The 22,045-nt window shown below is 58.1% G+C and carries 20 protein-coding genes; 10 read left to right on the top strand and 10 right to left on the bottom strand.

Annotated elements, in window-relative coordinates:
• On the top strand, positions 1 to 405 hold a 405-nt coding region (locus ACFFNA_RS15465; protein ID WP_378919523.1), incomplete at its 5' end, for an IS66 family transposase.
• Here ACFFNA_RS15465 and ACFFNA_RS15460 read toward each other — a convergent pair.
• The 7 genes from ACFFNA_RS15460 to ACFFNA_RS15430 all read right to left on the bottom strand — a co-directional run bounded on the left by ACFFNA_RS15460 (position 386) and on the right by ACFFNA_RS15430 (position 8,683).
• Entirely contained in the window at positions 386 to 619 is a 234-nt protein-coding gene (locus tag ACFFNA_RS15460; RefSeq protein WP_378919521.1) for a DUF6429 family protein, read from the bottom strand. The two genes, ACFFNA_RS15465 and ACFFNA_RS15460, sit on opposite strands and share 20 nt — an antisense overlap.
• 79 nt (positions 620 to 698) lie before the next feature.
• A complete protein-coding gene (gene tnpA, locus ACFFNA_RS15455) occupies positions 699 to 1,070 on the bottom strand; it encodes an IS66-like element accessory protein TnpA (RefSeq protein ID WP_378919519.1) in 372 nt (123 codons plus the stop codon).
• Positions 1,071 to 1,164: 94 nt separating this feature from the next.
• Positions 1,165 to 1,299, bottom strand: coding sequence for a hypothetical protein (locus tag ACFFNA_RS15450; RefSeq protein WP_378919517.1), 135 nt, complete (start codon positions 1,297 to 1,299; stop codon positions 1,165 to 1,167).
• Positions 1,300 to 1,780: 481 nt separating this feature from the next.
• The gene (locus ACFFNA_RS15445; RefSeq protein ID WP_378919515.1) at positions 1,781 to 2,962 is read right to left on the bottom strand and encodes a S8 family peptidase; all 1,182 of its coding nucleotides are present in this window, start codon (positions 2,960 to 2,962) and stop codon (positions 1,781 to 1,783) included.
• Between the two features lie 230 nt (positions 2,963 to 3,192).
• Positions 3,193 to 4,818, bottom strand: a complete 1,626-nt coding sequence (locus tag ACFFNA_RS15440; RefSeq protein WP_378919513.1) for a tyrosinase family protein — start codon at positions 4,816 to 4,818, stop codon at positions 3,193 to 3,195.
• 81 nt (positions 4,819 to 4,899) lie between these two features.
• Positions 4,900 to 7,815 (bottom strand): CHAT domain-containing protein, encoded by a 2,916-nt coding sequence (locus tag ACFFNA_RS15435; protein ID WP_378919511.1) that lies wholly within the window; start codon positions 7,813 to 7,815, stop codon positions 4,900 to 4,902.
• A gap of 37 nt (positions 7,816 to 7,852) precedes the next feature.
• The gene (locus ACFFNA_RS15430; protein WP_378919509.1) at positions 7,853 to 8,683 is read right to left on the bottom strand and encodes a hypothetical protein; all 831 of its coding nucleotides are present in this window, start codon (positions 8,681 to 8,683) and stop codon (positions 7,853 to 7,855) included.
• 96 nt (positions 8,684 to 8,779) lie between these two features.
• Between ACFFNA_RS15430 and ACFFNA_RS15425 the strand changes: the two genes are divergently transcribed.
• The 4 genes from ACFFNA_RS15425 to ACFFNA_RS15410 all read left to right on the top strand — a co-directional run bounded on the left by ACFFNA_RS15425 (position 8,780) and on the right by ACFFNA_RS15410 (position 14,304).
• Positions 8,780 to 8,986 (top strand): hypothetical protein, encoded by a 207-nt coding sequence (locus ACFFNA_RS15425; protein WP_378919507.1) that lies wholly within the window; start codon positions 8,780 to 8,782, stop codon positions 8,984 to 8,986.
• Positions 8,987 to 9,688: 702 nt separating this feature from the next.
• Positions 9,689 to 12,658 (top strand): LodA/GoxA family CTQ-dependent oxidase, encoded by a 2,970-nt coding sequence (locus ACFFNA_RS15420; protein ID WP_378919505.1) that lies wholly within the window; start codon positions 9,689 to 9,691, stop codon positions 12,656 to 12,658.
• Positions 12,655 to 13,758 carry an NAD(P)/FAD-dependent oxidoreductase gene (locus tag ACFFNA_RS15415; protein ID WP_378919503.1) on the top strand — a complete coding sequence of 368 codons (1,104 nt, stop codon included), beginning with the start codon at positions 12,655 to 12,657 and terminating at the stop codon, positions 13,756 to 13,758. Before ACFFNA_RS15420 ends, ACFFNA_RS15415 begins: the two co-directional genes overlap by 4 nt.
• A gap of 132 nt (positions 13,759 to 13,890) precedes the next feature.
• Complete coding sequence (locus ACFFNA_RS15410) at positions 13,891 to 14,304, top strand: hypothetical protein (RefSeq protein WP_378919501.1); 414 nt, start codon at positions 13,891 to 13,893, stop codon at positions 14,302 to 14,304.
• A 111-nt stretch (positions 14,305 to 14,415) separates the two neighbouring features.
• On the opposite strand, the gene ACFFNA_RS15405 is transcribed toward ACFFNA_RS15410, so the two are convergent.
• The 3 genes from ACFFNA_RS15405 to ACFFNA_RS15395 are packed head-to-tail and all read right to left on the bottom strand — an operon-like array spanning position 14,416 to position 16,600.
• The gene (locus ACFFNA_RS15405) at positions 14,416 to 14,514 is read right to left on the bottom strand and encodes a hydantoinase/oxoprolinase N-terminal domain-containing protein (protein WP_378919499.1); all 99 of its coding nucleotides are present in this window, start codon (positions 14,512 to 14,514) and stop codon (positions 14,416 to 14,418) included.
• Positions 14,515 to 14,567: 53 nt separating this feature from the next.
• Positions 14,568 to 15,542 carry a RelA/SpoT-related domain-containing protein gene (locus tag ACFFNA_RS15400; protein ID WP_378919497.1) on the bottom strand — a complete coding sequence of 325 codons (975 nt, stop codon included), beginning with the start codon at positions 15,540 to 15,542 and terminating at the stop codon, positions 14,568 to 14,570.
• Positions 15,539 to 16,600 (bottom strand): GmrSD restriction endonuclease domain-containing protein, encoded by a 1,062-nt coding sequence (locus tag ACFFNA_RS15395; protein WP_378919495.1) that lies wholly within the window; start codon positions 16,598 to 16,600, stop codon positions 15,539 to 15,541. Before ACFFNA_RS15395 ends, ACFFNA_RS15400 begins: the two co-directional genes overlap by 4 nt.
• A 540-nt stretch (positions 16,601 to 17,140) precedes the next feature.
• Here ACFFNA_RS15395 and ACFFNA_RS15390 point away from each other — a divergent pair.
• From ACFFNA_RS15390 to ACFFNA_RS15370, 5 genes are all read left to right on the top strand, one after another.
• Positions 17,141 to 17,914, top strand: coding sequence for a DUF3800 domain-containing protein (locus tag ACFFNA_RS15390; protein WP_378919493.1), 774 nt, complete (start codon positions 17,141 to 17,143; stop codon positions 17,912 to 17,914).
• A 181-nt stretch (positions 17,915 to 18,095) separates the two neighbouring features.
• A complete protein-coding gene (locus tag ACFFNA_RS15385) occupies positions 18,096 to 18,665 on the top strand; it encodes a hypothetical protein (RefSeq protein WP_378919491.1) in 570 nt (189 codons plus the stop codon).
• On the top strand, positions 18,662 to 19,369 hold the full coding sequence (locus ACFFNA_RS15380; protein WP_378919489.1) for a hypothetical protein: 708 nt from the start codon (positions 18,662 to 18,664) through the stop codon (positions 19,367 to 19,369). The genes ACFFNA_RS15385 and ACFFNA_RS15380 overlap by 4 nt, the downstream gene beginning before the upstream one ends.
• Position 19,370: 1 nt before the next feature.
• Positions 19,371 to 20,150, top strand: coding sequence for a protein phosphatase 2C domain-containing protein (locus ACFFNA_RS15375; RefSeq protein WP_378919487.1), 780 nt, complete (start codon positions 19,371 to 19,373; stop codon positions 20,148 to 20,150).
• Between the two features lie 56 nt (positions 20,151 to 20,206).
• The gene (locus ACFFNA_RS15370; RefSeq protein ID WP_378919485.1) at positions 20,207 to 21,865 is read left to right on the top strand and encodes an HsdM family class I SAM-dependent methyltransferase; all 1,659 of its coding nucleotides are present in this window, start codon (positions 20,207 to 20,209) and stop codon (positions 21,863 to 21,865) included.
• The last annotated feature ends 180 nt before the right edge of the window (positions 21,866 to 22,045 follow it).

The raw sequence follows: 22,045 nt of genomic DNA, 5'->3' as shown, positions 1-22,045 counted from the left end.
CTGTTCGATGACATGCACGCGTGGCTGAAACGGGAGCGCGCAACGCTCAGCAAATCGTCCGAAGTGGTCGAGCCGATCGATTACATGCTGAAGCGCTGGGATGGTTTTGCCCGTTTCCTGGAAGATGGCCGGATTTGTCTCACGAACAACGCGGCGGAGCGCGCGCTCAGAGGTATTGCTCTTGGGCGCCGGAACTGGACCTTCGCCGGTTCTCAGCGTGGGGCCGATCGTGCCGCCATCATGCTCTCCGTCATCACGACCTGCCGTCTCAACGACGTTGACCCAAAGGCGTGGCTCGCCGATGTGTTCGCCCGCATCGCCGATCTTCCCGTCTCGCGCCTGCACGAACTGCTGCCTTGGCAATGGAAGTCACACAAAGGGACGGCTATTGCGGCCGTCGCGTAAACAGCTCCCGGAACAATGCTTGCGAACGCTCCAAGCCTTCATCGGTCAGGATCAACGACTTCGACTTGTTGACCGGGTCGCCGATCATGCCCTTCTTGTGAAGCCGATCCGTCGTTGCCCAATCGAAGCCCTTCCAGGCACACCGCTCGTTATGCAGCGTCAGCCATAACAGCGCCAGAACGGCATCGTCGATCTTGTCCTCATCGATCTCCATGAACCGACGCTACCACGCGCGGCGCCCAAAATCCCGCGGCCCTGCTCGGATGGATACCCTGTTCCTATCGGAAACGGATTCACAGCAGCGTCTCCAATCCGCGCATGATCCGAAGTAGCGCTTCAACATCGACATCGCGGTCCACGATCACACGGTGACCGTTGGCGCTGACAACCTCCATCCGGCCGGCGGTCGGCAATGCCCCTGCTGCCGGCTCTACCTCCGAGACAAGCAGCGCCGGGACAAAGCCACCGACAGGTGACCCAACATCCAGTTGCCAAGCTCGTGCGAGCCGGCGCCATTCATACAACTGCGAACGCGATATCCCATGTCGTCGCGCCGTCGTCGCACACAAGCCAGGTTCCGAATAGCTCTCGGCGACAATCTGCAGCTTCATCTCTTTGCTGAAGCGTCGCCGCCGGCCGCTATCGATAATCTCAAGTCGTTCCATTCCGCACTGTCCGTATTGACGTCAATAAGGACAGTCAGTGCCAAATCCGACAATTCTCACAAGGCGGCCCACCTCGGATGCGTACCATCTGGCGTCAGTCCCCGCGCCGCTCTTCCTCGGCCGCGATGGCGCGCACGATTTCGATGTCCATCTCCGCCCGCGACGTCAGCCGGGCGACCTCGGCCGCCACCTTGGCCCAGTGGAAGAATTCATGGCCGTCGCCGCGCACCCGCGCGCGCCGCGCGCCGCTGTGCCGCGTAGTAGGCGTTGACCTCGTCGGCGGCGACGAGGACGCGGGCATCGGCTTGCCAACGTCGGCGGATCGTCCGTCTCCGCTCAACCCATCGCCGGATCACTCCCAGCATGTAGTCCTCCATCCGCACGACGCTGCCGCTGCCGCGTCAGGGATGGCCGCCCGAAGGGTGAAGACCCCTTCAGGGCTTCAGCTTCGCCAACAGCCCGGCTCCGAAAGGAGGACGCCCAACCCTGACCCTTGCTCAAACAGATATGAGACGGATTGAATGAAAGGAGAGGTTCTCCGAAGCTCGGGTTGCTACAGCTCGAGACATTGACAATTGGCACCACCAGCAAGGTCGTACCCATCCAGCGGATTGCACTCATGGCCGGAGAACAGATTAAGACGCAAATACCGTGAGTACCGTTAGCTGTAACCACTGTGAGAGCGGCGTTCTATGACCTCGACATACAATTCAAACGTGGAGTAAGGAGGTAACGGCCTGCTCGCAGTCTAGCAAGCCAAAGCCAGTTTTTGCATCTTTCCCCGCGATATCCAAATCACGCGCAGCCTTCTTCAGGATGGCCCGCAAGTCGGCTCCTGTCAGGTCGGGCTTCAACTGCTTAAGGAGGGCACACGCACCCGCGACTTGGGGCGCCGCGAAGCTTGTGCCCACACCAGCCTGCACACTGCCGTCTGGCATAATGGAGTTTACAGCATACCCTGGCGCGGCGATTTCGACCGACTCCAGTTCCGGAAGATCATCGGGCCCGTAAGACGAACCGTTCCACCATTTGGTGTCTTGTTTTGTGCCCCCTACTGCCACCACACCCGAGCAGCGCCCGGGATTGGTGACCCACGGTTTCGGAAAGGTACCGGAATTTCCGGCGATGCCGACAAGGATGCCTCCAGCTTTCACATAATCATCAGCGGCTCGCGAGACATCGTCCCATGGCAACTCATGCGGATCGTCGGCGCCATCGGGATCCCATTGGCTCATAGAAAGTACGTCAAGCTTGTTTCCGGTGGCCCAAATGATCGCTGCCGCCAAGTATTCTGACCTTCCACTTCCATTTTTGTTTACGCGCAGTGCGTAAAGATCGCAGTCGGGCGCTACCCCGATCATGCTGGGGTGCGTTGGCCGACAACCGATTATTGCCGCACAGAAAGTTCCATGAAAATCTGACCCCTCGTACCAATTCGGAGCGCTTGGATTGAAGGACAATCCGTCCTTTATTGGTAGGAATGGCAAGTTGGGGGCGATCTCGGAATCGATCACTCCAATTTTGATTCCTTTCCCCGTCGTAGTTGGCCAGCACTTTTTAGCGTTGATGACCTCGAGGTGCCAAGGTTGGTCGTTTGTAATAAATTCTCCAGCAATGCGTATTGGTGATGGGAGTGGTGAGCCGGTGACACGCCGATCTTCTCTCAGCTGTGTTACACGAGGGTCGGCTTTTAGATCCGCAGCCTCTCGGTCATTAAGTGAAGCGCTTAGCACGCCGATCGTCGGAAATTCCAATATTGCGTCGTGCGGAAGGCCGTCTTTTTCCGCGATGAGGAAATCGACGGCGTCGACAAAATTTTCAGGGGGCCTGTTGATCAGGTCCCTGAGGCTTACTTTGGAGTTCCGGTTGACAGATATCGTGTATCGTTGCATCGATCCCTCCTCATCAAAAAACTTATCGCAAGATATAAGTGCAAATGCGGGCCAAGACAGGTAAAGGTTTTGCGTAAGATGACGAAGCGGCTGAACTTAAGAGTCAGCAGACTGCGGCTGCAGCTAGCCCCGACGAGGAGCGCATTGCAATCGATGCTCCTTATTTACATTATGCGCGCTACGTCCGCCCCGCTTGCTTCGCCCAGAACATCCAGCACGGTCTTCCACGCCTAGGCACTTTCTTCGTGGAATGCGATTCCTCGTATTCGAAGGGGTTGCGAGTCAAGAAACGGCGCGCCGGTCTCGAGCGACTGCAGCAGCGCGAACGGTGTGAGCGTTATCTCGATATCGCTCACACTATCAATGCCCGCGAGCGCCGCGGTGGCGTCAAAGCTCTGTGACATGGGCATGCCCATGTCCATGTGGTGCATGTGATTAAACAGCTTGATGGACCCGACGTAGCTCGCGTCCGAACGGCCATTGAATGCGCTGCCCTTTTTACCGACGTGAACATCGAAGCCGATGCTAGTCCGGCCGCCGTCGACGACATCCAGAAATGTCAGCAAGATCCTCGTCGTTTGCGCGGGACCAGACGCTGGCTGACCGCCAAGCAACTGGAAACGGTCGCTGATTTTCGAGGACATTTCTGCGGGAACCGAAACCCTGGCGGCAGCATGTGCCCGCACCACAATTTCGAGACCCGTCTCGGCTATAAGAACCCGTGAGCGCATGGCCATCGGCGCCGACAGGCCGTCATCGGCGACAACCGCGGGCAACTCCAGCGGCGTGCAGTTGGGATCCTCGTATTTGAACCTTATCCCGAGATTTCGATGATCGAAGTAACTGCGTCGGGACTCGTTTATCACACCGCCCTGTTCGTCGAAGAAATACCAGGGCTTTTCGGCCAACCAACTTTCGGGGGGTAAGGCGCCCCAGGATTTTCCGGGCATGCAGGCCCATACTGCCCAAAGACGATCGATGTTCGTGTGGTGGACACAAAAAACCGGATCAAAGCCGGCAGTGGGCGGTTGGGCCATGGCCCCTGCGCAGTCGCCGATGATCCCACCGACCGCACGATGGATCTGGTCATGCGGATAGCTCTCCAGCAACCCACGCGTACTGGGGTCATTGTCCCCGATGCCGCCGCCGAGACCCTCCGTCTCAATTTGACCAAAGAACACAGGCGTGGCCATCGGTTTTGAGATATCGACCGCGTCATCGGTTAAGGCCAGCAAGGGCAATTTGTCAGTTAACGGGTGCTGATATCCGGTGAAATAGTAATCCCGCTCCGCCATCCAGAGCGGATTAATGTTGTCCTCCGCGTCATTATCCAGATTCCCATCCAGATATTGTATTCCATAGATTTTTGGGAATTTCCGGTCGTCGCCGGAGTCGGTATAGCTCCAATAGGGCAATGCGAAATCGGCTTGGCCGGAATGCATCCGGACAATCCTTTCAAAATGGTACGTGTAAGCGCGGTGCCACGGCAGAAAATTTGCCGAGTTCTGGCCAAAGTGCGGGCATTGGTTCCAATATTTTTTCTGGTCCACATTGTTGACCTCAGGGTCTTCTGCAGAGGCGGCTGCGACCTTTTCCTCCGTCACACCGTGGATCGCGGCCTGGAAGAACCAGCTGAGGGGGTCGGACGGCTTCCGGGCCTTCATCGCCACCACTGCTTTCCGCAGGGCAGCGACTAAGTCAGCAGATTGGGCAAATTCGCTCAATGGTAGCCGCGGCTGCGGCACGGCCGCTCTCGCCACAGCGCCGATCGCCGGTATGAACAGTGGAGAAAAGCTCAAAGCCTTAAGCACGCTTCGACGATGCCAAGAACGTCTGCTTTTCGTAAGATTGTCCATCTTCGCTACCCCTTTTCTTGAAGGATTAGATTTGGCTAAAACTCACTGGCCACTCAAAGATTCGCCTCGACGCGCTCGATTCTAGTGGTGCCACCCCTCCCCAACGAGCGAAAATGCGCCCCAGAATGCGGGGTGCGAATGGGCTGGCAAGCTTCGGTCGCGCACGTGCATCATTGCCCGACGCAGGCGTTCCGACTTGCCCACGCCTTCAACAACCTCTCCCAACTCGAACAGCTTTTTGAGCAGCAAAGTGGTGCTGAGTTCCGACACCGCCCAATGAGAGATCAAGACGGTCCGGGCGCCGGCCTCAAAAAATGCTCGCGCGATACCGGACAAACCCTCCGATGCAGCATCGGCGCCGGCGGCGGTGTTGCACGCTGAGAGGATGGCCCAGTCTGCGTCCATTTCCATCTGAGCGATCTCAGATGCGGCCAGAAAGCACTCGGGCACTGGCCCCGAAAGCAGCAGGGCTGGTTCGTGTGGCCCTCCCGCAGCGGCGGATTCGTTCGACATCAGCCCGTGAGTAGCAAAAGCTATCACCTTGGCTTTCGTCAGGTCCACGCCGGCCAAAGCGTGTTTGCTCGCAGCCTCGTCCACGAATACGAGATCCGTGGATCCACCCAATGCCAAGCGCATTGCCTCGAGTTGTTCGCGCGCCCGAGGTAGCGGCGCAGCCGCCAATCCGTCGACTTTGGGCGAGCCTACCCCAATGAATGGGAGCGGTGCGCGCGAACGCCCTGCGCGCTTCCGTATGGCGTGCAACGACGCAGGGCTGGGCACCATCGTTATGGCATTCCGATCGACAAACCAGCGCGTGCGGTTGTCCGACGGGCTAACGGCGGTATCCTCGGGCGCTGACAGGACGTCGGGGTAGATAGCAAGCGGCACGCTCGCAAATGGCTCGTCCAGGACGCAGATGAGATGTTGCACCGTTCCCAGATGGCTGGCAAACGGCTGCAACAGCACGTCTCTCAACTGCCTTGCCGCGTCCATATCAAAGTCAGGAAGTGCGCGTTGGCCTTGTGAAAGGTCCGTCGAAGCCCGCACGCGAGACGTCCATTCAAGGATTTCGGCTCGGGAAATTTCAATCCGCGTCACGGTTGCCGTCGCAGGCCCGATCAAGGCGGCCACGCTGAAGACCTGGCCGCAAACAACAATCAGGACCGCCTCGCCTGCGCCAATGACAGCCCTAAGCTCGGACAGCCGAATCTCCTCGAACCCATACAAGCGGCTAATTGCATCGGGGAACGACCTGCGAATGGTATCGCGCTCTTCGCGCACTTCACGTAGTCGGCCACGCAATCGGTCAACGAGAGTTGAGATGTCGTTGGTCGTCCCCTCACTGGCCGCAGTAGCGACAGAATCTTCCAGGGCCCGTTCCTCAAGCGTGAGAGTCCGAAGCCTTGCTATCTCAGGTCCGACACCGGTGACGGCTAGTGCGTGTCGCTCGGCCATTCGCGACAATGCGACCGTTGTGTCCGTGGCCGAGGCCATTTGAAAAGTCTGAAGCAACTCCTCGTGGTTTGCCTCGTCGCCGGGTCCAGTCGAAGCCAGTAGGCCAAGATGCGTGATCAGGGTCTCCTTAGCCATGCGCGCTTCGTTGGCTGTGACGGCAGGTGCCTCAACTGAGCCGGAGGCCAAGCGATGACGCAACTTGTCGACCGCTTCGCGGCTGAGACGAAAGGCGGACCCAATATCCCCGAGCGACGCCTTGACATCAGCCAGCCGGGCGAGGCTATGCGCCAGGTCCGGATGGTCAGACGGTAGGGTGGCCCGACGAATGTCGACCACTTCCTGAAATCCTCGTTCCGCAGCCTGGTGACTTCCTTCTCGGTTCTCGATATCGGCCAGATTGTTGAGAATTGAGGTGTGGAGCCGTGATTGACGGGCATCACTGGGCATCACGTTAAGCGCCCGTTCGAACGCGGCGCGCGCCCGGCCGCGGTCGCCTCCACGACGAACCATGTCCCCGAAATTGCTGAGGCAGGTGGCCAAGCCAAGGCTAGGGGCATCCTCTGCGATGGATTCCTCTATGGCGATTGCGTCGGAATAGGCCTGCGTAGCCGACTCAAGTTCACCTGTTTCATCCAGCACGTTTGCAAGGTTGCCTAGCGTCAATGCCAGGTCGGGATGGATAGGTGGGAGTTTGGCCTTTCGAATCGCCAGCGTACGTCGCTGAAGGGCGACAGCTTCCGGAAACCGCCGCTGTCGCGCCTGCATTTCGGCGAGATTCTGGAGATCTGTCGCGGCTTCGAGGCTGCCCGCGCCGTATGCCTTTGCGTCGATTTCCAAGACCCGCCTTTGGATGTCCTCTGCTTCGGCATAGTTGCCCATTTCAAAAAGGGCGACCGCCACATTATTCAGACTGGCGGCAATATCGGGATGATCGGGCGTCAGCACTCTTTCCCGCATCTCCAGACCCTCGCGGCAAAAGCGTTCTGCTTCAACGAGACGCCCCTGTGACAGAACTATCTGCCCGAGATTCGAAAGACATTGGCCAATCATATTGTGGTCGGGGCCAAGAAGTTTTCGCCGGAGATCAAGGGACTGCCGGCATGCCATTTCGCTCTCAGCGAGACGCGATTGGACGAAATAAAGCACGCTCAAATTGCTAAAGAGATCCGCGGTGCGAAGGTCGCCGTCGGGAAAGTGGCGCTGCAAAATGGCTCCGGTTTCGCGATAGAGCTCCTCGGCCTTTCTCAGATCGCCATTTGCACGATGAGACGCACCGAGATCCCTCAACGATTCGGCGAGTTTGACTTCATCGTCCAAATTCCGCCGAACCGCGACCGCACGATCCAGCAACGCAATCGAAGAGTCGTATTTCTGCAGATGATAAGCCACCACTCCGGCAGAGTGATCATAGGCGGCTCGAGCGGCGGCGGTAGGTGGCAAGTTATTGGCAACGTCTTGGCACGCGTCGACGACGGCTTCGGCTTCTTGGTATTTTCCCTCGTCAACAAGTTCCCTGATTCTCGAAATTTCGGCTGCGAGCAACGCATCCCGTTGGGTCGCCGCGCGCTCCGACATCATGTCAGGCGATAGTAGCAGGAGAGGGTAAGGCTTCGGCTGCTTGGCTTAGCCAAGCCTTGATAGCACCTCGATCTGCATCATGCCATTCGACGGCGACAAGCTCTTCGGCCTGCGGTCCACTGCTTTGGACACGATCAAAGATAAGTTGCGGGTAAAACGCCGGACCGATTGCCACGGGAAGACGTGTGTCACTTTTCAACAAGCAGCCTGATGTGCTGCCATAGCCGAGTGCCGCGCTCATGGCGGGATTGAGATTGATCACTTCCAGCGGCAGCGATGCTGCCAAAGGGGCGAGATTGGCTGTGAGGTCCAGATTGGCCCCTTCGACCTCGCCAACGAAAACCTCTCTCTTGGCGGTCAAAACAGTTCCAACGATAATCGGCAGGGGTTGACCGCTGGCATACGGAGCCATTTCGCCCGACACGACAGGTTTAAGGTAATCGCATGCCGGACACAGGGCACTACGAAGCGCCATCTGGGATGCGCGGCGAACTTTGACGTCGGTGAACTTAAGTTTGACGGTCGCAGCGTTGCTGGCCGAGGCCGAGAAAGAGAAAAGCTTCGCCAACCCGAATGCCGAACCGATTTGAGATGTCCTTATCTCAATCGTGTCTGGGAGACTTGAGGGAGCCTCCGCTATTTTTCCCAAGTCGGGAAAGCAGTCTGAACTTGAGCTCAAGAACGCCCACCTATTTGCGGCATCATAGACATCCCCGACGCGCTGATTGGCGGAGACTAGGACTGGGAGTAGATCGATGCCCCGGAAATATTCAGAGAGGACGGCTTTATAAGCCTGAACGTCGTCGGAGCTTTGACGGTCTGCTTTGATCACCTGAAACTCCGCATGATAGCTCGAAGATAAGGTTGACGCCGTGCCGATAAGTGTCAAAATACTTGTATGCCAAATTCGTGAGAGAGGACAAGCAATATGGCAACGAATCCCGACAACACGAGCGAAGGTTTGTTCATTATCGACTTAAGTAAGCTCGGACTTTCGCACGAGGAGCTCATTGAAATCGAGACCGACATTAACGCGGCGGTTATGGCACGGTTGAAAGCAAACCCAAAAGGCGCAAAGCGTAGCTTTATGCGACCACCCGGTCCGCCCATGGGGCTCTGGATACAGGAAAAATAGCCAGAACGTGAACTGCGCCTCTTTCAGCCCGAGGGGAGCGTGCTTTGAGTAAGCTCTGTCCGTCCGCCACTTGTGAGCCAGGGTCGCTTCTCTTTGGCAGGCTCGGCAATGATGGTTTGGTCCACCTGACCGACCGGCCTCTGACGATGACAAGGGCGCTCGTGGCAGCAGTTGGCGGACCCGACGCGGCCAATGAGTCATTGAGATTCGCTTCGCCCTGTCGTGGTGAATCTTGCGTCCACTGGAGCGGCAAGTGTGGAGTTCCCGGCATTTTGAGAGGCTTGGTCGATCTTTCACCTGGCGATGATGCATTGCCCGATTGTCCAATCAGAAGTCGATGCCGATGGTACGAACAAGATGGAGCGAGTGCCTGCAGACTTTGCACAGAGGTTGTTCGAGAGGGCGCGGTCGTCGAACTCAGTTAGACCCTTCATTCGGCGACGTCGTAGCGACCATTGCGATCGAACCGTGTTGGATGGATTTCATCTCAGATATGTCTGGGAGTTGGCGGAACCTGTAATCAGTTGGGCGCAGCCGGCCCTCGATGGCTCGCCGGACAAATTCGGACGGGGTGCCGGAATATACGCTCGGCCTGATGGTGCTGTGCGTGCTGGCTTTTGGGCGTGCGTACCAAAAACGAGACGACGCTGCCGGTTTCGCGCAGGAGAGCTGCTTGCGCATGTAGGGGAGGAAACGACGACCATGGCGAAGGACGCGAAACAAGACACTCCTGCAGCGATTGACTGCGTGGCCGATCCAATTGGGTCTTTGAAGACGATGTTTGTCGACATCGGCCAAGGCGGCGGGATTGAAAGGGGTCAATGCCCTGTGCGGCGCCCCGTTTTCCTGAAGCCTCATGGTGTGGCGCACGGAAAGCTGGTCGTACGGGAGAACTTGCCGGATGAACTGCGGGTCGGTCTTTTCGCAGGCTCAGAATATCCTGCATGGGTCCGATTCTCGTCTGACACGGCGCCTACTGTGTCAGACTTCAAGACGACTGTTGGTATCGGGGTGAAGCTCTTCAACGTTCCCGGCGCGAAGCTTGTTGGCAATCCCGACGACGTCACGGCCGATCTAATTTTCCAGAATCATGATCGTTTCTTCGTCGATACTGCCAGCGACATGTGTGCCTTCACGCAGGCTGGAGTGGTGGAACACGACTACGATAAATATTTGAAACAGCATCCGCTGACAGCGCAAATCCTAGACGAAATGGCGAAACCGGTCGTAAGTGTGCTCGCGGAAACCTATTGGGGAATTCTGCCGTTCTCTTTTGGGGAGGATGGTTACGTCAAATACCGGCTTGAGCCCACGCTCGATCTGAATGGGCTCACCGAAGCGCCGGTCGATCCAACCTACCTCGCTGCAGACCTGCAAGCACGGCTTGCCTCTGGTCCCGCGAGCTTTCGATTTTCCGTCCAGCATCGGACTGATCCGGCGACGATGCCCCTCGACGCTGCGACAGTGCGGTGGGACGAGCTGGTTTCTCCTTGGATATGGATTGCTGACCTCCACCTGGATAACCAGGATGTCGCTGCCCGGGGTCAGGCCGAGTACGGTGAGAATCTTGCTATGAACATCTGGCGCGTGCCGGCCGAGCATGCGCCAGTGGGTTCGATCGCAGAAGCGCGCAAGGTCGTCTACGCAGCATCCGCCGACCAACGTCGGAATATCAACGGCATACCGGTCGGAGAACCCGAGGAGCCCCGGCCGATCATTGCCCCGCCCCCAGCGCGCGACACGAGGATCGTTTCCGCGAAAATCCACCCAGGCATTGGAATCGCTCGTATCGGCGATAGCGCAAACGAGTTTTTCGTAGGTCCCGAGGTTGTCGAACCTGCAGCAGCAGCGCCGGGCTTCTATCGCGACGCAGGCGGTGCCTTGAAGCGGCAGGCAGCGCGATTTCGCGTGTATGGTTACAATGCGGCCGGTGAAGTAATTCGTGAACTGACCGGCGACAACGCTGCGATCACTTGGACCGTTCACCTCGCCAACAGGAAGGCCAGTTGGTATCGCTTCCTCGCTGCGCTGGATATCCCTGACGCGGTCGCGATGATTGCTCCGCGCCGCAATCCGGACGTTACGGCTATTGCGCGCGCTTCGCTCGAAATCGACCCCGGCCCGCGTTCGATCGCCGGGGCAGATATGCACGGTGGCGCAGCCCACAACTTCGACACGGGTATGTTCAAAAAAACGGTTGTCGCGCTCGGGGAGCTGCGAACCGACGAGAAGGGCCGCCTCCTAGTGCTAGGAGGGCTTGGTCGGTCGGCATCTCCATCTGGCGCGCCTGTGTTCAAGCCTGACGATATGGATAGCTTTAACAATGCCGATGATTGGTTCGATGACATTTCGGACGGTCCGGTGGACGCAACGATATCCATCGCTGGACGGGCTATCCCCGTGACTGGGGCATGGGTTGCGGTCGCGCCGCCTAATTATGGTACCACGGTAATCGGCTGGCGTACCCTCTATGACTTGTTGGTCGACACGTACGTGGAAGCAGGTTGGATGCCGTTCCCATCATCGGTTTCGTTCAGCAACGATATTCTTCCCGTCATTCGCCGACTAACCAATCTGCAATGGGTCAACAAGGGATTTGCAGCTTTGTTCGGGTTTGGCGGGCCAATGGATTTCAATGATCCGACGCTCATCGGCAAGCTAGCTCTTGCTCCGAAGTCCGGCGCAGGGGGCGACCCACACCGCGAGCTCAGAGCGCGCGTTGTCGGCGCATTCCGGCCTGTCGACACGACCGTTGACGAACCGCGGCTGTGGTCGTGGATCTACGGCGACGCATTTGGGTCCTTCGACAAGCATGCAGCGCGCAACAATTTGGCCCTTGGTGCCGTCCAGTCTGCTCTCCTGGAGCGCTGGGCAGCTGGTGATTTTGTCAACGACTGGGATCCAGCAATCCTCCCACCGCAGGATATCGCCAAAGTCCCGCTGGGGGAGCAGCCAGCGACCCTCGACCGTGCCGCACTGCATTTTTGCCTAGCTGACGCGTTCCATCCCGGTTGCGAACTTACTTGGCCGATGCGTCATGCGAGCCTTTATCAAGCGCCGTTTCGTATCAAGCGGCGCAGTTCTGGAAATTCCGGACCCGACTACGGAAGCGAGCTCAATCAGACGATCGCACTGAAACCCGGTGGGCCGCTTTACGAGCAAGGACCAGGCGACCTGTCACGTTGGATGGCCCTCCCCTGGCAGGGCGATACTGCCTTCTGTCGGTCGGGATACGACCCAAGCTACGATCCATTTCTGCCGACCTTTTGGGCGGCTCGTGTCCCGAACCAGGTCTTGACGGAAGCGGCTTACCATATCGTCGTTGATCAAACGCTGCCACGAGATCAGCGTATTGCCGCGTTCAACCAGCGAGCGCATTGGCTGCGCAGCCTGAGCGGCCCTATCGCCCAACAGATGACGCAGATGATCGCTCATTTTGGGGCGCTGGGTGTCGTCGAAGTCAGGCCCGGCGTGCCTAACGACCCAGACTTTCCAGAGACAATGCTGGTCGAGACGCTTCCCCCGGCGCCACCTGCTCACATGATCAGCGCCATGGCTGCGGCCGAGGCACGGTCGGCCGCGGCTGCGCCAACCGATCATGTATCGCTTGCCGGATGGGAGAGCGTCGAACAGCTCGAGGAATTTCGTAGGGTGAGAGTACGCAATCGTTGATCTACGATGTCGCTGTCATAGGCGGAGGTCCAGCGGGGTCAGCATTTGCCGCACGGGCGGCGCATGCGGGATTGTGGATCGTGTTGCTGGACAGACCGCCTTCACGTGAACATCGTATCGGCGAGTCGCTGCCAGGATCCGCTCTTCACCTGCTGCGCAATTCGGGTTTTGTACCGAGCGCGACACATATCGCGTTAAAAGGGTCGATCTCGGTTTGGGGCGGTCCTACGCCATTAATGGAGGACCATTTCGGACATCCTTTCGGTGCGGGCCTTCGACTTGATCGCGCTTTGTTCGACATTGAACTGCGGGCGTGGGCCCAAAACAATGGGGCGGATTTGGTGCACGAGACCATTCGCCTGATCAGAAGAGATGGAAGTGAACAGTTCCTGCTTGAGACGAACGGCGGGCGCCAAGTTGGGTCCCGCTACGTCGTTGACGCATCCGGAAGATCGGCCTTCGCGGCCCGGAGGCTCGGTGCCGAGCATCAAGGTCACCAGACGTTGTTTGCAGTGTATGGCATGCTACCCGTTCGAGACGCGCGTTGCGCCCGTACCGTTGTCGTCGCTACTTGTGAGGGCTGGTGGTACGCCGTGGTGGTTCCTGGCGACCGGCTGCTAGCCTCTTTCCACTGCGATCCCCGGCACGCGCGATGGCTACTTCGCAACGCGGGTGCCTGGCTTGAACACCTGAAAGCCGTGCCCATGATTGCCGAACAATTTGGTATCTGTACAGGCGAACCACCAACGCTCGCGATCGCAGACGCCAGTTCCAGGAGCCTCGATCATTGCCAAGGTGACGGATGGCTAGCAATCGGCGACGCTGTGCGTGCATTTGACCCGCTGACCTCCCAAGGTCTGTATGCTGCGATCCAAGACGGCATCGACGGCGCCGAGGCCGTGACAGCGTCGTTTTCGGGTAATCACGAACAGCTGGGCGCCTTTATCAAGCGCCGAGCCGCCCGGCATGCTTCCATCGAACGGCGGCGGCGGCAGGTGTACTTAGCTGAAGACAGATGGGCTGAGACGCCCTTCTGGACGCTGCGGCAGAATCAGGTAGGACGAGATAACTACCTACAAGGCAGTCGGCGAGACGATTGAGGAGAGGATTTACAACATCATCCCCGCGCCGCTCTTCCTCGGCCGCGATGGCGCGCACGATTTCGATGTCCATCTCCGCCCGCGGTGTCAGCCGGGCGATCTCGGCCGCCACTTGGCCCAGTGGAAGAATTCATGTCTGTCACCGCCCACCCGTGCACGCGCCGCACGGCGCTGCGCTTCGGCGGCGACGAGGACGCGGGCATCCGCTTGCCAACGACGCCGGATCGTCCGTCTCTGCTCAACCCATCGCCGGATCACTGCCAGCATGCAGTCCTCCATCTGAACGACGCTGCCGCTCCCGCGTCAGGGATGGCCGCCCGAAGGGTGAAAACCCCTTCGCAGCGTCAGCATCGCCAACAGTCCGGCCCGAAGGGCGGCGCCCAAATCGTGCCCGCCACCCCCCTCTCCCGGACGCACCGCCGCGGAACTATCCAGCGACAGGCCCGCCCAGACAACTGGCTAGGCACCCAAGCCATCCCGGGCGCGCAGCTGCGGTTTCGTCAGTGCAGCCGCGACTGCGTTGCCGGCGCAACGATCGCCGGTTAGGGCGCTGGTGGATAGCGCGCGAGAAAACAAATCTACGGGGTTCTTGAGACGGAGGACGGAGGCGCTGGAGTTCAAGGATATCGCGAAAGCCTTCCGTGACGAAAAGTGCGACTAATCCTCCTGACCGCTCAATTCTGAGCGATCGGAGTGCCAGCCGACGAAGTCGGTGAACGTTCCTCCGATGTCGACACCTATGCGAACGAGACCCATCTACACTCCTGTTCTCAACGGCTCCTCCGGCAACATGCATACCGCCCTGGACACTACTTCACGGTAACGACGCGACGGGCAGCGCGGGCGGATGGAAAGCCCGTCGGCACCTGAACTTCCGGGGTGACGAGCAGCGAGACCTTTGACGCCGGATTGCGCAATAGAGTGTCGATCTCCTCGGCTTTCGTAGCCAAAAGCACTTGGAGGATAGTTCCGTAGGGCGACAAATTAAGAGGCAGGATGCCGCCGCCCCGGTCCTTCTCGGCCTGCAGCAAAACATCAAGCTGAGCAGCGGTAACGTTCACGCCAGCAAGTATCGGCTCAAGCGCATCGGCAAGGCCGCGAATGTTTGGAGGCAAATCCTCTCTGGCCCACTTCGATTTCAGAAGTTCAACAATCAGCATGCACTTCGTGGTTCGAGCATCTGAAAGCGCGACCAGATTGCTGGTCGACAACGACTTAGCCTCATGAAGCGATAACTCCACGTGCTCAATGGAGGCTTTCAGATGAGCGACGATCCGGTCTTTTCCCCAGCTGATCTCATCGGTCTTGTAGTTAAAATCATGGGTTGCAATGCTCCAGGCATGTTGCAGAAACGTTTTGATCTGGAGTTCAAAAACCACACCGTCGAAAGCCTTCGGCGGTAAAGTTTCGTCGGTTTGTCGTGTTAAATACAAACGCAGGTCGTCGAAGGGAAACGCATTCGCCGGCTTCGCGGTCTCGCCGTCCACTCTCGGGCGCCTGTATTTGACCTCAAACTTTTTCAGAACCCTATTATACGCCTCTTTTATGTCGAGCGTATTCGGAACAACGATCGTGCAGGCAAGAAAGTCCTCCAACTTTTCTGGAACACGAACCCTGCCTGTCTCAAGCTTCACCAAAAAGCTCTGAATCTCCTTCAATCGGCTTTCATAATGCCAGCGGCCGTCTTTGAGACTCCTCATCGTGAGATCGACATCGACCATAAGCGATGCATTTAGTTCGCGCTGAACCTCAAAAATGCGCCTGACGGAAGCAGGTATCTTCATTTGAATAGAATGGAATTCAAAGCCTCAAAACGCTTCTGACGCTGCGCAGGCTCGGTGCTCGCTCCACGCGCGTTCTCACGATACTCGGCGGCGCGCCCGTATATTTCGCCTTGAGGCAGCGGCGTGCCGGGCGGATGATCCGCTAGTTCCTCCACTTTGGCCATGAAGCTCGCGTATCGTTCGGCCAGTACCAACCCATCTCGATCGCCTTCGGACAAAGCGATCGAGCACCAAAGAGTATAAAACGGCCCAAATCCCTTGGCCCAAGTCGAGACCGTCTTCTCGTGGTCATTCATTTGGCCAATGAGTTTCTTCGCTCGACGAAAGCTAGCGAAGAACTCATCTTCGGAAAAATCGGGAAGCTCTTCCACATCAGAAATGTCGTCGTAGTCCGCGTAGGCTTCGTCCAGGGCGTCCTGATCGAACCCCTCCGGTCTGCCCTTTAGTATGACCATTATCAGTTCCGAAATGAACTGTACGTCGATCATTCTATTGCTGCGTGCACGCGTCACAATACCCAGATTTTGCCAGTACTGCGCCTCGGCTTCGGTCTCCGCCAAGGTAATAAACCAGCCCTCGAACTTGGCATGACGCAGTTCCTGGGCAGTCAGTCGACGTGAATTCCGATTTAGGCGATCGAAGACGTTGTTGACCAACTCGCCCGCCATCACATCGATCATCTCGACGGGCACCTGATAGTTCCAGAACTGGTGTTTTAGTTCCACGTCGCCGGCAATATCCTTCCAACGCTTGCCGTTGAGACGGATATCGCCGTAGTCGGTCGACAGTCTGATCTTGTTGTTTACAAAAGCCAGAATGGTTTCGAGGCGCTGCTTACCATCGACGACGTGATACGTCACGGTCCCATCGTCGGCGATGGTCTTATCAAAGAAGATTGCCGGTGAAGGGTAATTGCGGAAGATCGTATCGAGGAAAAACTGGCGATCCCGCCGCGTCCATACGCTCCGCCGTTGATAAGGCGGGTCCAGATCCAGCTGTCCGTTTCGATTGAGATCGAGCAGCCAGGTAATGTCTTGTGTGGTCGGACGCCGTTCCATGAAAGCTCTCTGAACTCTGAAAATTCGGGTTTCAATATACCAGTTCTGTCCTTGTTCAAATGGCGTCAGTTAGACTGTGAACCCATCATTCAGGTGGCAGCTGCCGCGATTGCATCGTAACAGGCCATCCGGGTGCGGTTCGCTTCAAAGGATCGTAGATCGCGCTATCGAAGATAGCAGGGGAAGATAGCAGGGATGGATGGGGCCGTTCGCGAAGGACACTCTCCGATCAGGCCCCAGGTCGATGTTCATGCCGCTCGCGCCGAGCCGCCTGCCCCAGGAGCTGGGCCATTTCGGCGCGGTAGGTGCCTTCGGAAGCGGACCAGCGCATGCGGGCACCTCCCTCCAGTTTCGAACCCTGGAGATGCCGTTATGTCTGAGACCCATCAACCAGAGGGGAACGCCATCCTTCGGACCGAATACAGGTTATCAGATCTATATTATTTGGGGGATCTGGTGAATGCGGGAAATTGAGGCAACATTCCGCCAAACCTAACGACGTCAACTGCTGCTTGTGAGTGGCGTAGCGAAGGGCGCGCAGTGATACTACTACAAGGCTATTTTGACGACAGCGGGAGTCACGGCGGCGAGGGGATTTATGCGCTCGGCGGATTTCTTGCACCGAGCGTGAGCTGGCCGCGTTTCAGTGCGGAACGGCAGGGTGTTTTGAGCAAAGACCCCGCTATCGATTACTTCAAAATGAGCGAGGCGATCTCACTGCGAGGACAATTCGAGCGTTGGCCTGGCCCCCTCCGGGATCAGAAGGTTTTCGAGCTTGCCGAGGTGGCGGAAAGGTGGGCTGTCGCTCGCATCTCTGCGATGGTTTTGAAGGCGGATTTTGACACTCACATCAAAGGAGCTTCACCTTGGCGTGAGCTCGATAATCCCTACTTTTTGCTCTTCAGTCAGATTCTCGTTCTGACCCTGGGTTTTGTCCAAGAGCTCGGGAAGCGGACACTGGATATAAGCGACACAAAGGTCGAGTTCGTGTTCGACGAACAAGGGCTGTTAGGGCGAGACGCGGTAGGGTGGTGGGATGTGCTGAAGCAGGCGCTTGAGCCAGAGAAGGTGCACCTTTTAGGAGCCCCTCCAGAATTCGGCTCCGACAGGCGGCTATTTCCGCTCCAGGCTGCCGATCTCCTTGCCTGGTCTGTCAGGAATGTCGTTGAGGGCGGCGAAGGCAGTGTGCTCACGAACGCCGTCGTCCAAACCCTGAAAAGGATCCCGCCTTACGGCGGATTTGTCAGCGGAGATAAGATGCGGGAATCCTTGCCGGAGCTGATTGCGATAAGCGAGCCATACTGGCCACGATAGACACTACGGGGCGGCAGCTCTGTCGGCGTTGACTGCCAGCTGATCGAGAAGAACTCACCCGCCTTGTGACCGGGGATCTTGCCATGATGAGCTGCTTGGATTCTGGCCTGCTTTGACAGGGCTCCGGCGTCTGTGTAGGGTGTCCTTAGTCCTCGGACAGAGGACAGCGGACGAGAATCGAATGAAAAGCCAAGATATCGTCATACTGCTCAAGCTCATCAGCCTACAGGAGCAGGAAAAAGAAAAAGGTGTCGAAACTCTGCGCGGGGAAGCGCAGGGCGAGGATCCGTACTCGGTCCGCAATCTGGAATCTTCTCTTGGCATAAGCAAGACGGAGGTCAATGCATCCATTAATCGAAGTCTTGCATCCGGTATCGCAGTTAGGGACAGAGATACGGGCCGAGCGAAGCCGAGCCGCAGGAACCTGCGGAATTTCATCGCGCAGGGGTTGAAGTTCGTTTTTCCAGCGAAGCCCGGAGGAATGCAGCGCGGAATCCCGACCGCATTTGCAGCGCCCGTTCTAAAGAACGCGCTAATAAGCGCCGGCAGCTATATCTATGTGTGGCCCTATGCCGGCGGCCGCGACATGGGACAATCGGTGACGCCGTTGTTCAAAAGCGTTCCTGAAGCAGTTCAAAAGGATGATCGGCTGTACGAGTATCTTGCCCTTGCGGATGCAATACGACTCGGAAACCAGCGCGAGGCTGGCCTCGCGGCTGAGCGTCTTTCGGAAAGGTTCGCGCAGAAATGACCAGCGTCCAAGGCCAGCTGCTTGCAATGCTAAGAGCTGTCGCGGAAGCTCTAGGCGATGACCTGCGCAAGCGCTTGGTATTCGTCGGCGGATGTACTACCGCTCTTTTCATCACCGATGCCGTCACGCTCGAGGATGTCAGGGCGACTGACGACGTCGACCTAATTGTCGATCTGGCCGGCTTCTCCGAATGGGCGCAACTCCTGGAACAGCTTCGAAAGCGGGGGTTCTCGGAATCACCGAACGACAGTGTCATTTGCCGGATGCACCTCGGCGAGATCAAAGTCGATTTCATGCCAGACGATCCCAAAATCCTCGGATTCAGCAATCGTTGGTATGAAAGCGGTATCGAGGCTGCGGTCGACTGCCCGTTGGACGACAACCTCATCATCCGCCTCCTGACACCGGCACTCTTCGTCGCGACGAAGCTGGAGGCATATCTTGGCAGGGGTGAGAACGATCTGCTTTCTAGCCGGGATGCCGAGGACATACTTTTGATCGTAGACGGCCGAGACGTGTTGGTCACCGAACTCGGAGCCGCGAAGGACGAGGTCCGCACCTACATCGGTGACCAGTTCAAAGCTCTGCTTGAAGCCCCAGATTTCGATGACTTTCTGGTAGGAAATATCAGAGGCCCCCAAGGCCGGGTCGAGATCGTGCGGGAGCGATTTGTTGCGATAAGCCAATATGCCAGCGGTGGCTGACATGGGTTTTGAAGTCGATTGGTACAGTCAGCAGGGCACGAGAACTCCGGACAATCGCGACTATGCGGGTGTCGGTACACGGGCTGACACGGCCCTATGCATCGTCCTGGATGGTTCTACATCGACACCGACGAGCGGAGAGTTGGTTCGCGAGATCACCCGCGACATAGTCGACTGGTATGTCACATCAGCCGCTGAGATAACCGCCGAAACTTTGACAGCTCAGTTACGCCGAACACACGAATCCCTGTCCAAAATTTTTCCATCGGATACGGCCAGCTACGGGATCGCGCATTTTGATGCAGCAGGGCGAGCTCTCGTTTTGCACGCAGGCGATTGTTTATTTGGACGCTACGACGAAAAATGCCCCGTTCAATGGCTCACCCAGCCGCACACGCTCGCGAACGCTTTAGGTGAGATGCCCATTGATGAAATCGCCAGAGTCAGTGCACGGCATCGGCTGACGCGAAGCTTCCGATCTCGAGAATTCATCATGCCTGATGCGGCCGAGATCGAACTTGGCGGTACCTCTCTCGTCGCGGCGACGGATGGATTCTGGGCCGAATTAAATCTGGCCGAACAATTGGAATTCGTAGATCGACGCTATCAGCCGACAAGAAGCGAGAGAGACGATCGCAGCTTGTTGCTCATTCGATACCTCAATGAGGGCCAGACAAATCGGCTTTCCCAACGACAAGGCCCTTCAGAAAACATGTATTTGAGGAGCGCGGGGAAAGAGCGAATAGACAACCTTGGTCCGAAAACCCCGCAGCAGAATTGATCTGGCATGCACAGTGTTATTCTATGGGTTATCGTCGCACGGATTTGGTAGTGACGTTGGACGGCTGGGCCGTGGGAAAAGGGGGATGCGTGGAGGCGGAGGGGAGCAAGACGACGCTGCTCGCCCGTGCTCGCCTTGCTGCGCGGGATTTGGCGCGTGCCGCCACGTCACCGCAGGCCCGTGCCGATGCATGCCTCGATCTGCTTGCGGATCTCGGCTTGGACGAGCGGCTCGAGCCCTTCCGAAAGGCTCTCCATGCTTTACCAGTCGACGAGCGTCATTACTGGATCGGGACGCTCTACACGCTCATGTTGCCAGCCAAGGTTCGGCGGTCGCAAGCCACCTACTTTACCCCCCCAGCGGTTGCAGACGCGGTTGTAGATTTCGCCATCGAGGCTGGATTTGATTTGTCGAGTGATGACGTCCTCGATCCGGCGGCGGGTGGCGCGGCCTTCCTTTCAACGATCGCTGGACGGATGACCTCGGCGGGCCTCGCTGCAAAGGAGGTCGCCTACCGGCTGAACGGAATCGAAATCGACGTGGGCCTCGCCACCCTGTCACGCAGGCTGATAGCCGAACGGCTGAAGGCGCCCCTACCGCGGGATGTAATTCTCATAGGGGACGCGCTGCGCGTCCCGATCCCAGCCTCCTATGGGTTGGTCATCGCGAACCCGCCGTACGGCCGAATGTCGATGGAGGAGGTCCGCGGAAATGCGTGGCGGCGGGTCGCCCATAGCGGGCACATAAACAAGTACGCCCTATTTGCCGAACTCTGCTTCCGCAACGCGAAGCCTGGCGGCATTGTGGCGCTGGTCATCCCGTCGAGCTTCCGGTCAGGCCCACTCTATGATCGCATGCGCCAGTTCATTCGGTCGCAAGGCGAGGTCCTTGCCATCGGCTCGATCGCGGGTCGCGACGGGGTCTTTCTTGACGTGGCCCAGGACATCAGCGTGCTGGTAGCACGCAAGGGAAAGGCACATCGCCCCAATGTGAAGGTTCGGTTCCCAATCATCGGCACAACGTCGCCGGCGGCGGCCGTTGTCGCGCAGGTTCTCCCTGCCAAGTCCGAGGACGCTTGGCCGCTACCGCCGGTCGACCGCGAAATGATCGGCGGCGCGATGCTGGCCGACTATGGAGTGACCGTGCGGGCGGGATATTTCGTCTGGAACCGCGAGCGAGCGCGGCTTGTGACGAAGCTCGGACGCCTGGCCGGCTTTCCGTTGGTATGGGCAAAGAACGTTCGTGCGGGGGAACTATGCAGGCCTGCGGGCAAGCAGGGTACGAAGATGGACTTCGTCACCTTTAGTGACGCAAGCGCGGCCGTGGTCCGAACCCCGGCGGCCGTGATGCAACGCACGACAAACGACAAGCAGCCACGACGGCTTATCGCGGCAATGGTCGATCCTGCAGTTGTGATGCGATGGGGCGGTTTCGTCACTGAAAATCATACGATCTTGCTCACAGCCGAGTGCCCCAAACGGCTTGCCCTCGCGGTCAAGCTGCTCAACACGAGCGCCGTCGATCAGCGATACCGCCGTGTATCTGGCACGGCAGCGGTTTCTGTCACGCTGCTCCGGCAACTCGATCTTCCGACGCCGACGGCCTTTTCGGCTGCGCTCTGCGAGGCCGACGGAGATGCGGAAGCCGCGGCATTGACCGCGTACCGTAGCCAGCAAGAATCTGTGAGGCGTGATGGCGCGGTACCGACCCTTTGACCGCGCACCTGGCACGGACCTGAAGGACCGCGCCTTGCAGCGCGAGACGCCGCTTCGGAACCTGGCGGAAGGAAGCGCAATAGAGGTCGACCATCGCACGGCCCATAACGACCAGTTCCCGCACGCCAGGCAGGTTCTCCAGCCGGCACATCGTCGATTGCGAGGCCAGATCCCGACCCG

It is taken from the genome of Mesorhizobium kowhaii, from assembly GCF_042431665.1.
Classification (GTDB): Bacteria; Pseudomonadota; Alphaproteobacteria; order Rhizobiales; family Rhizobiaceae; genus Mesorhizobium; species Mesorhizobium kowhaii.
Note: the sequence above shows the minus strand (reverse complement) of the source record. Positions and strands in the feature narration are given on the sequence as shown.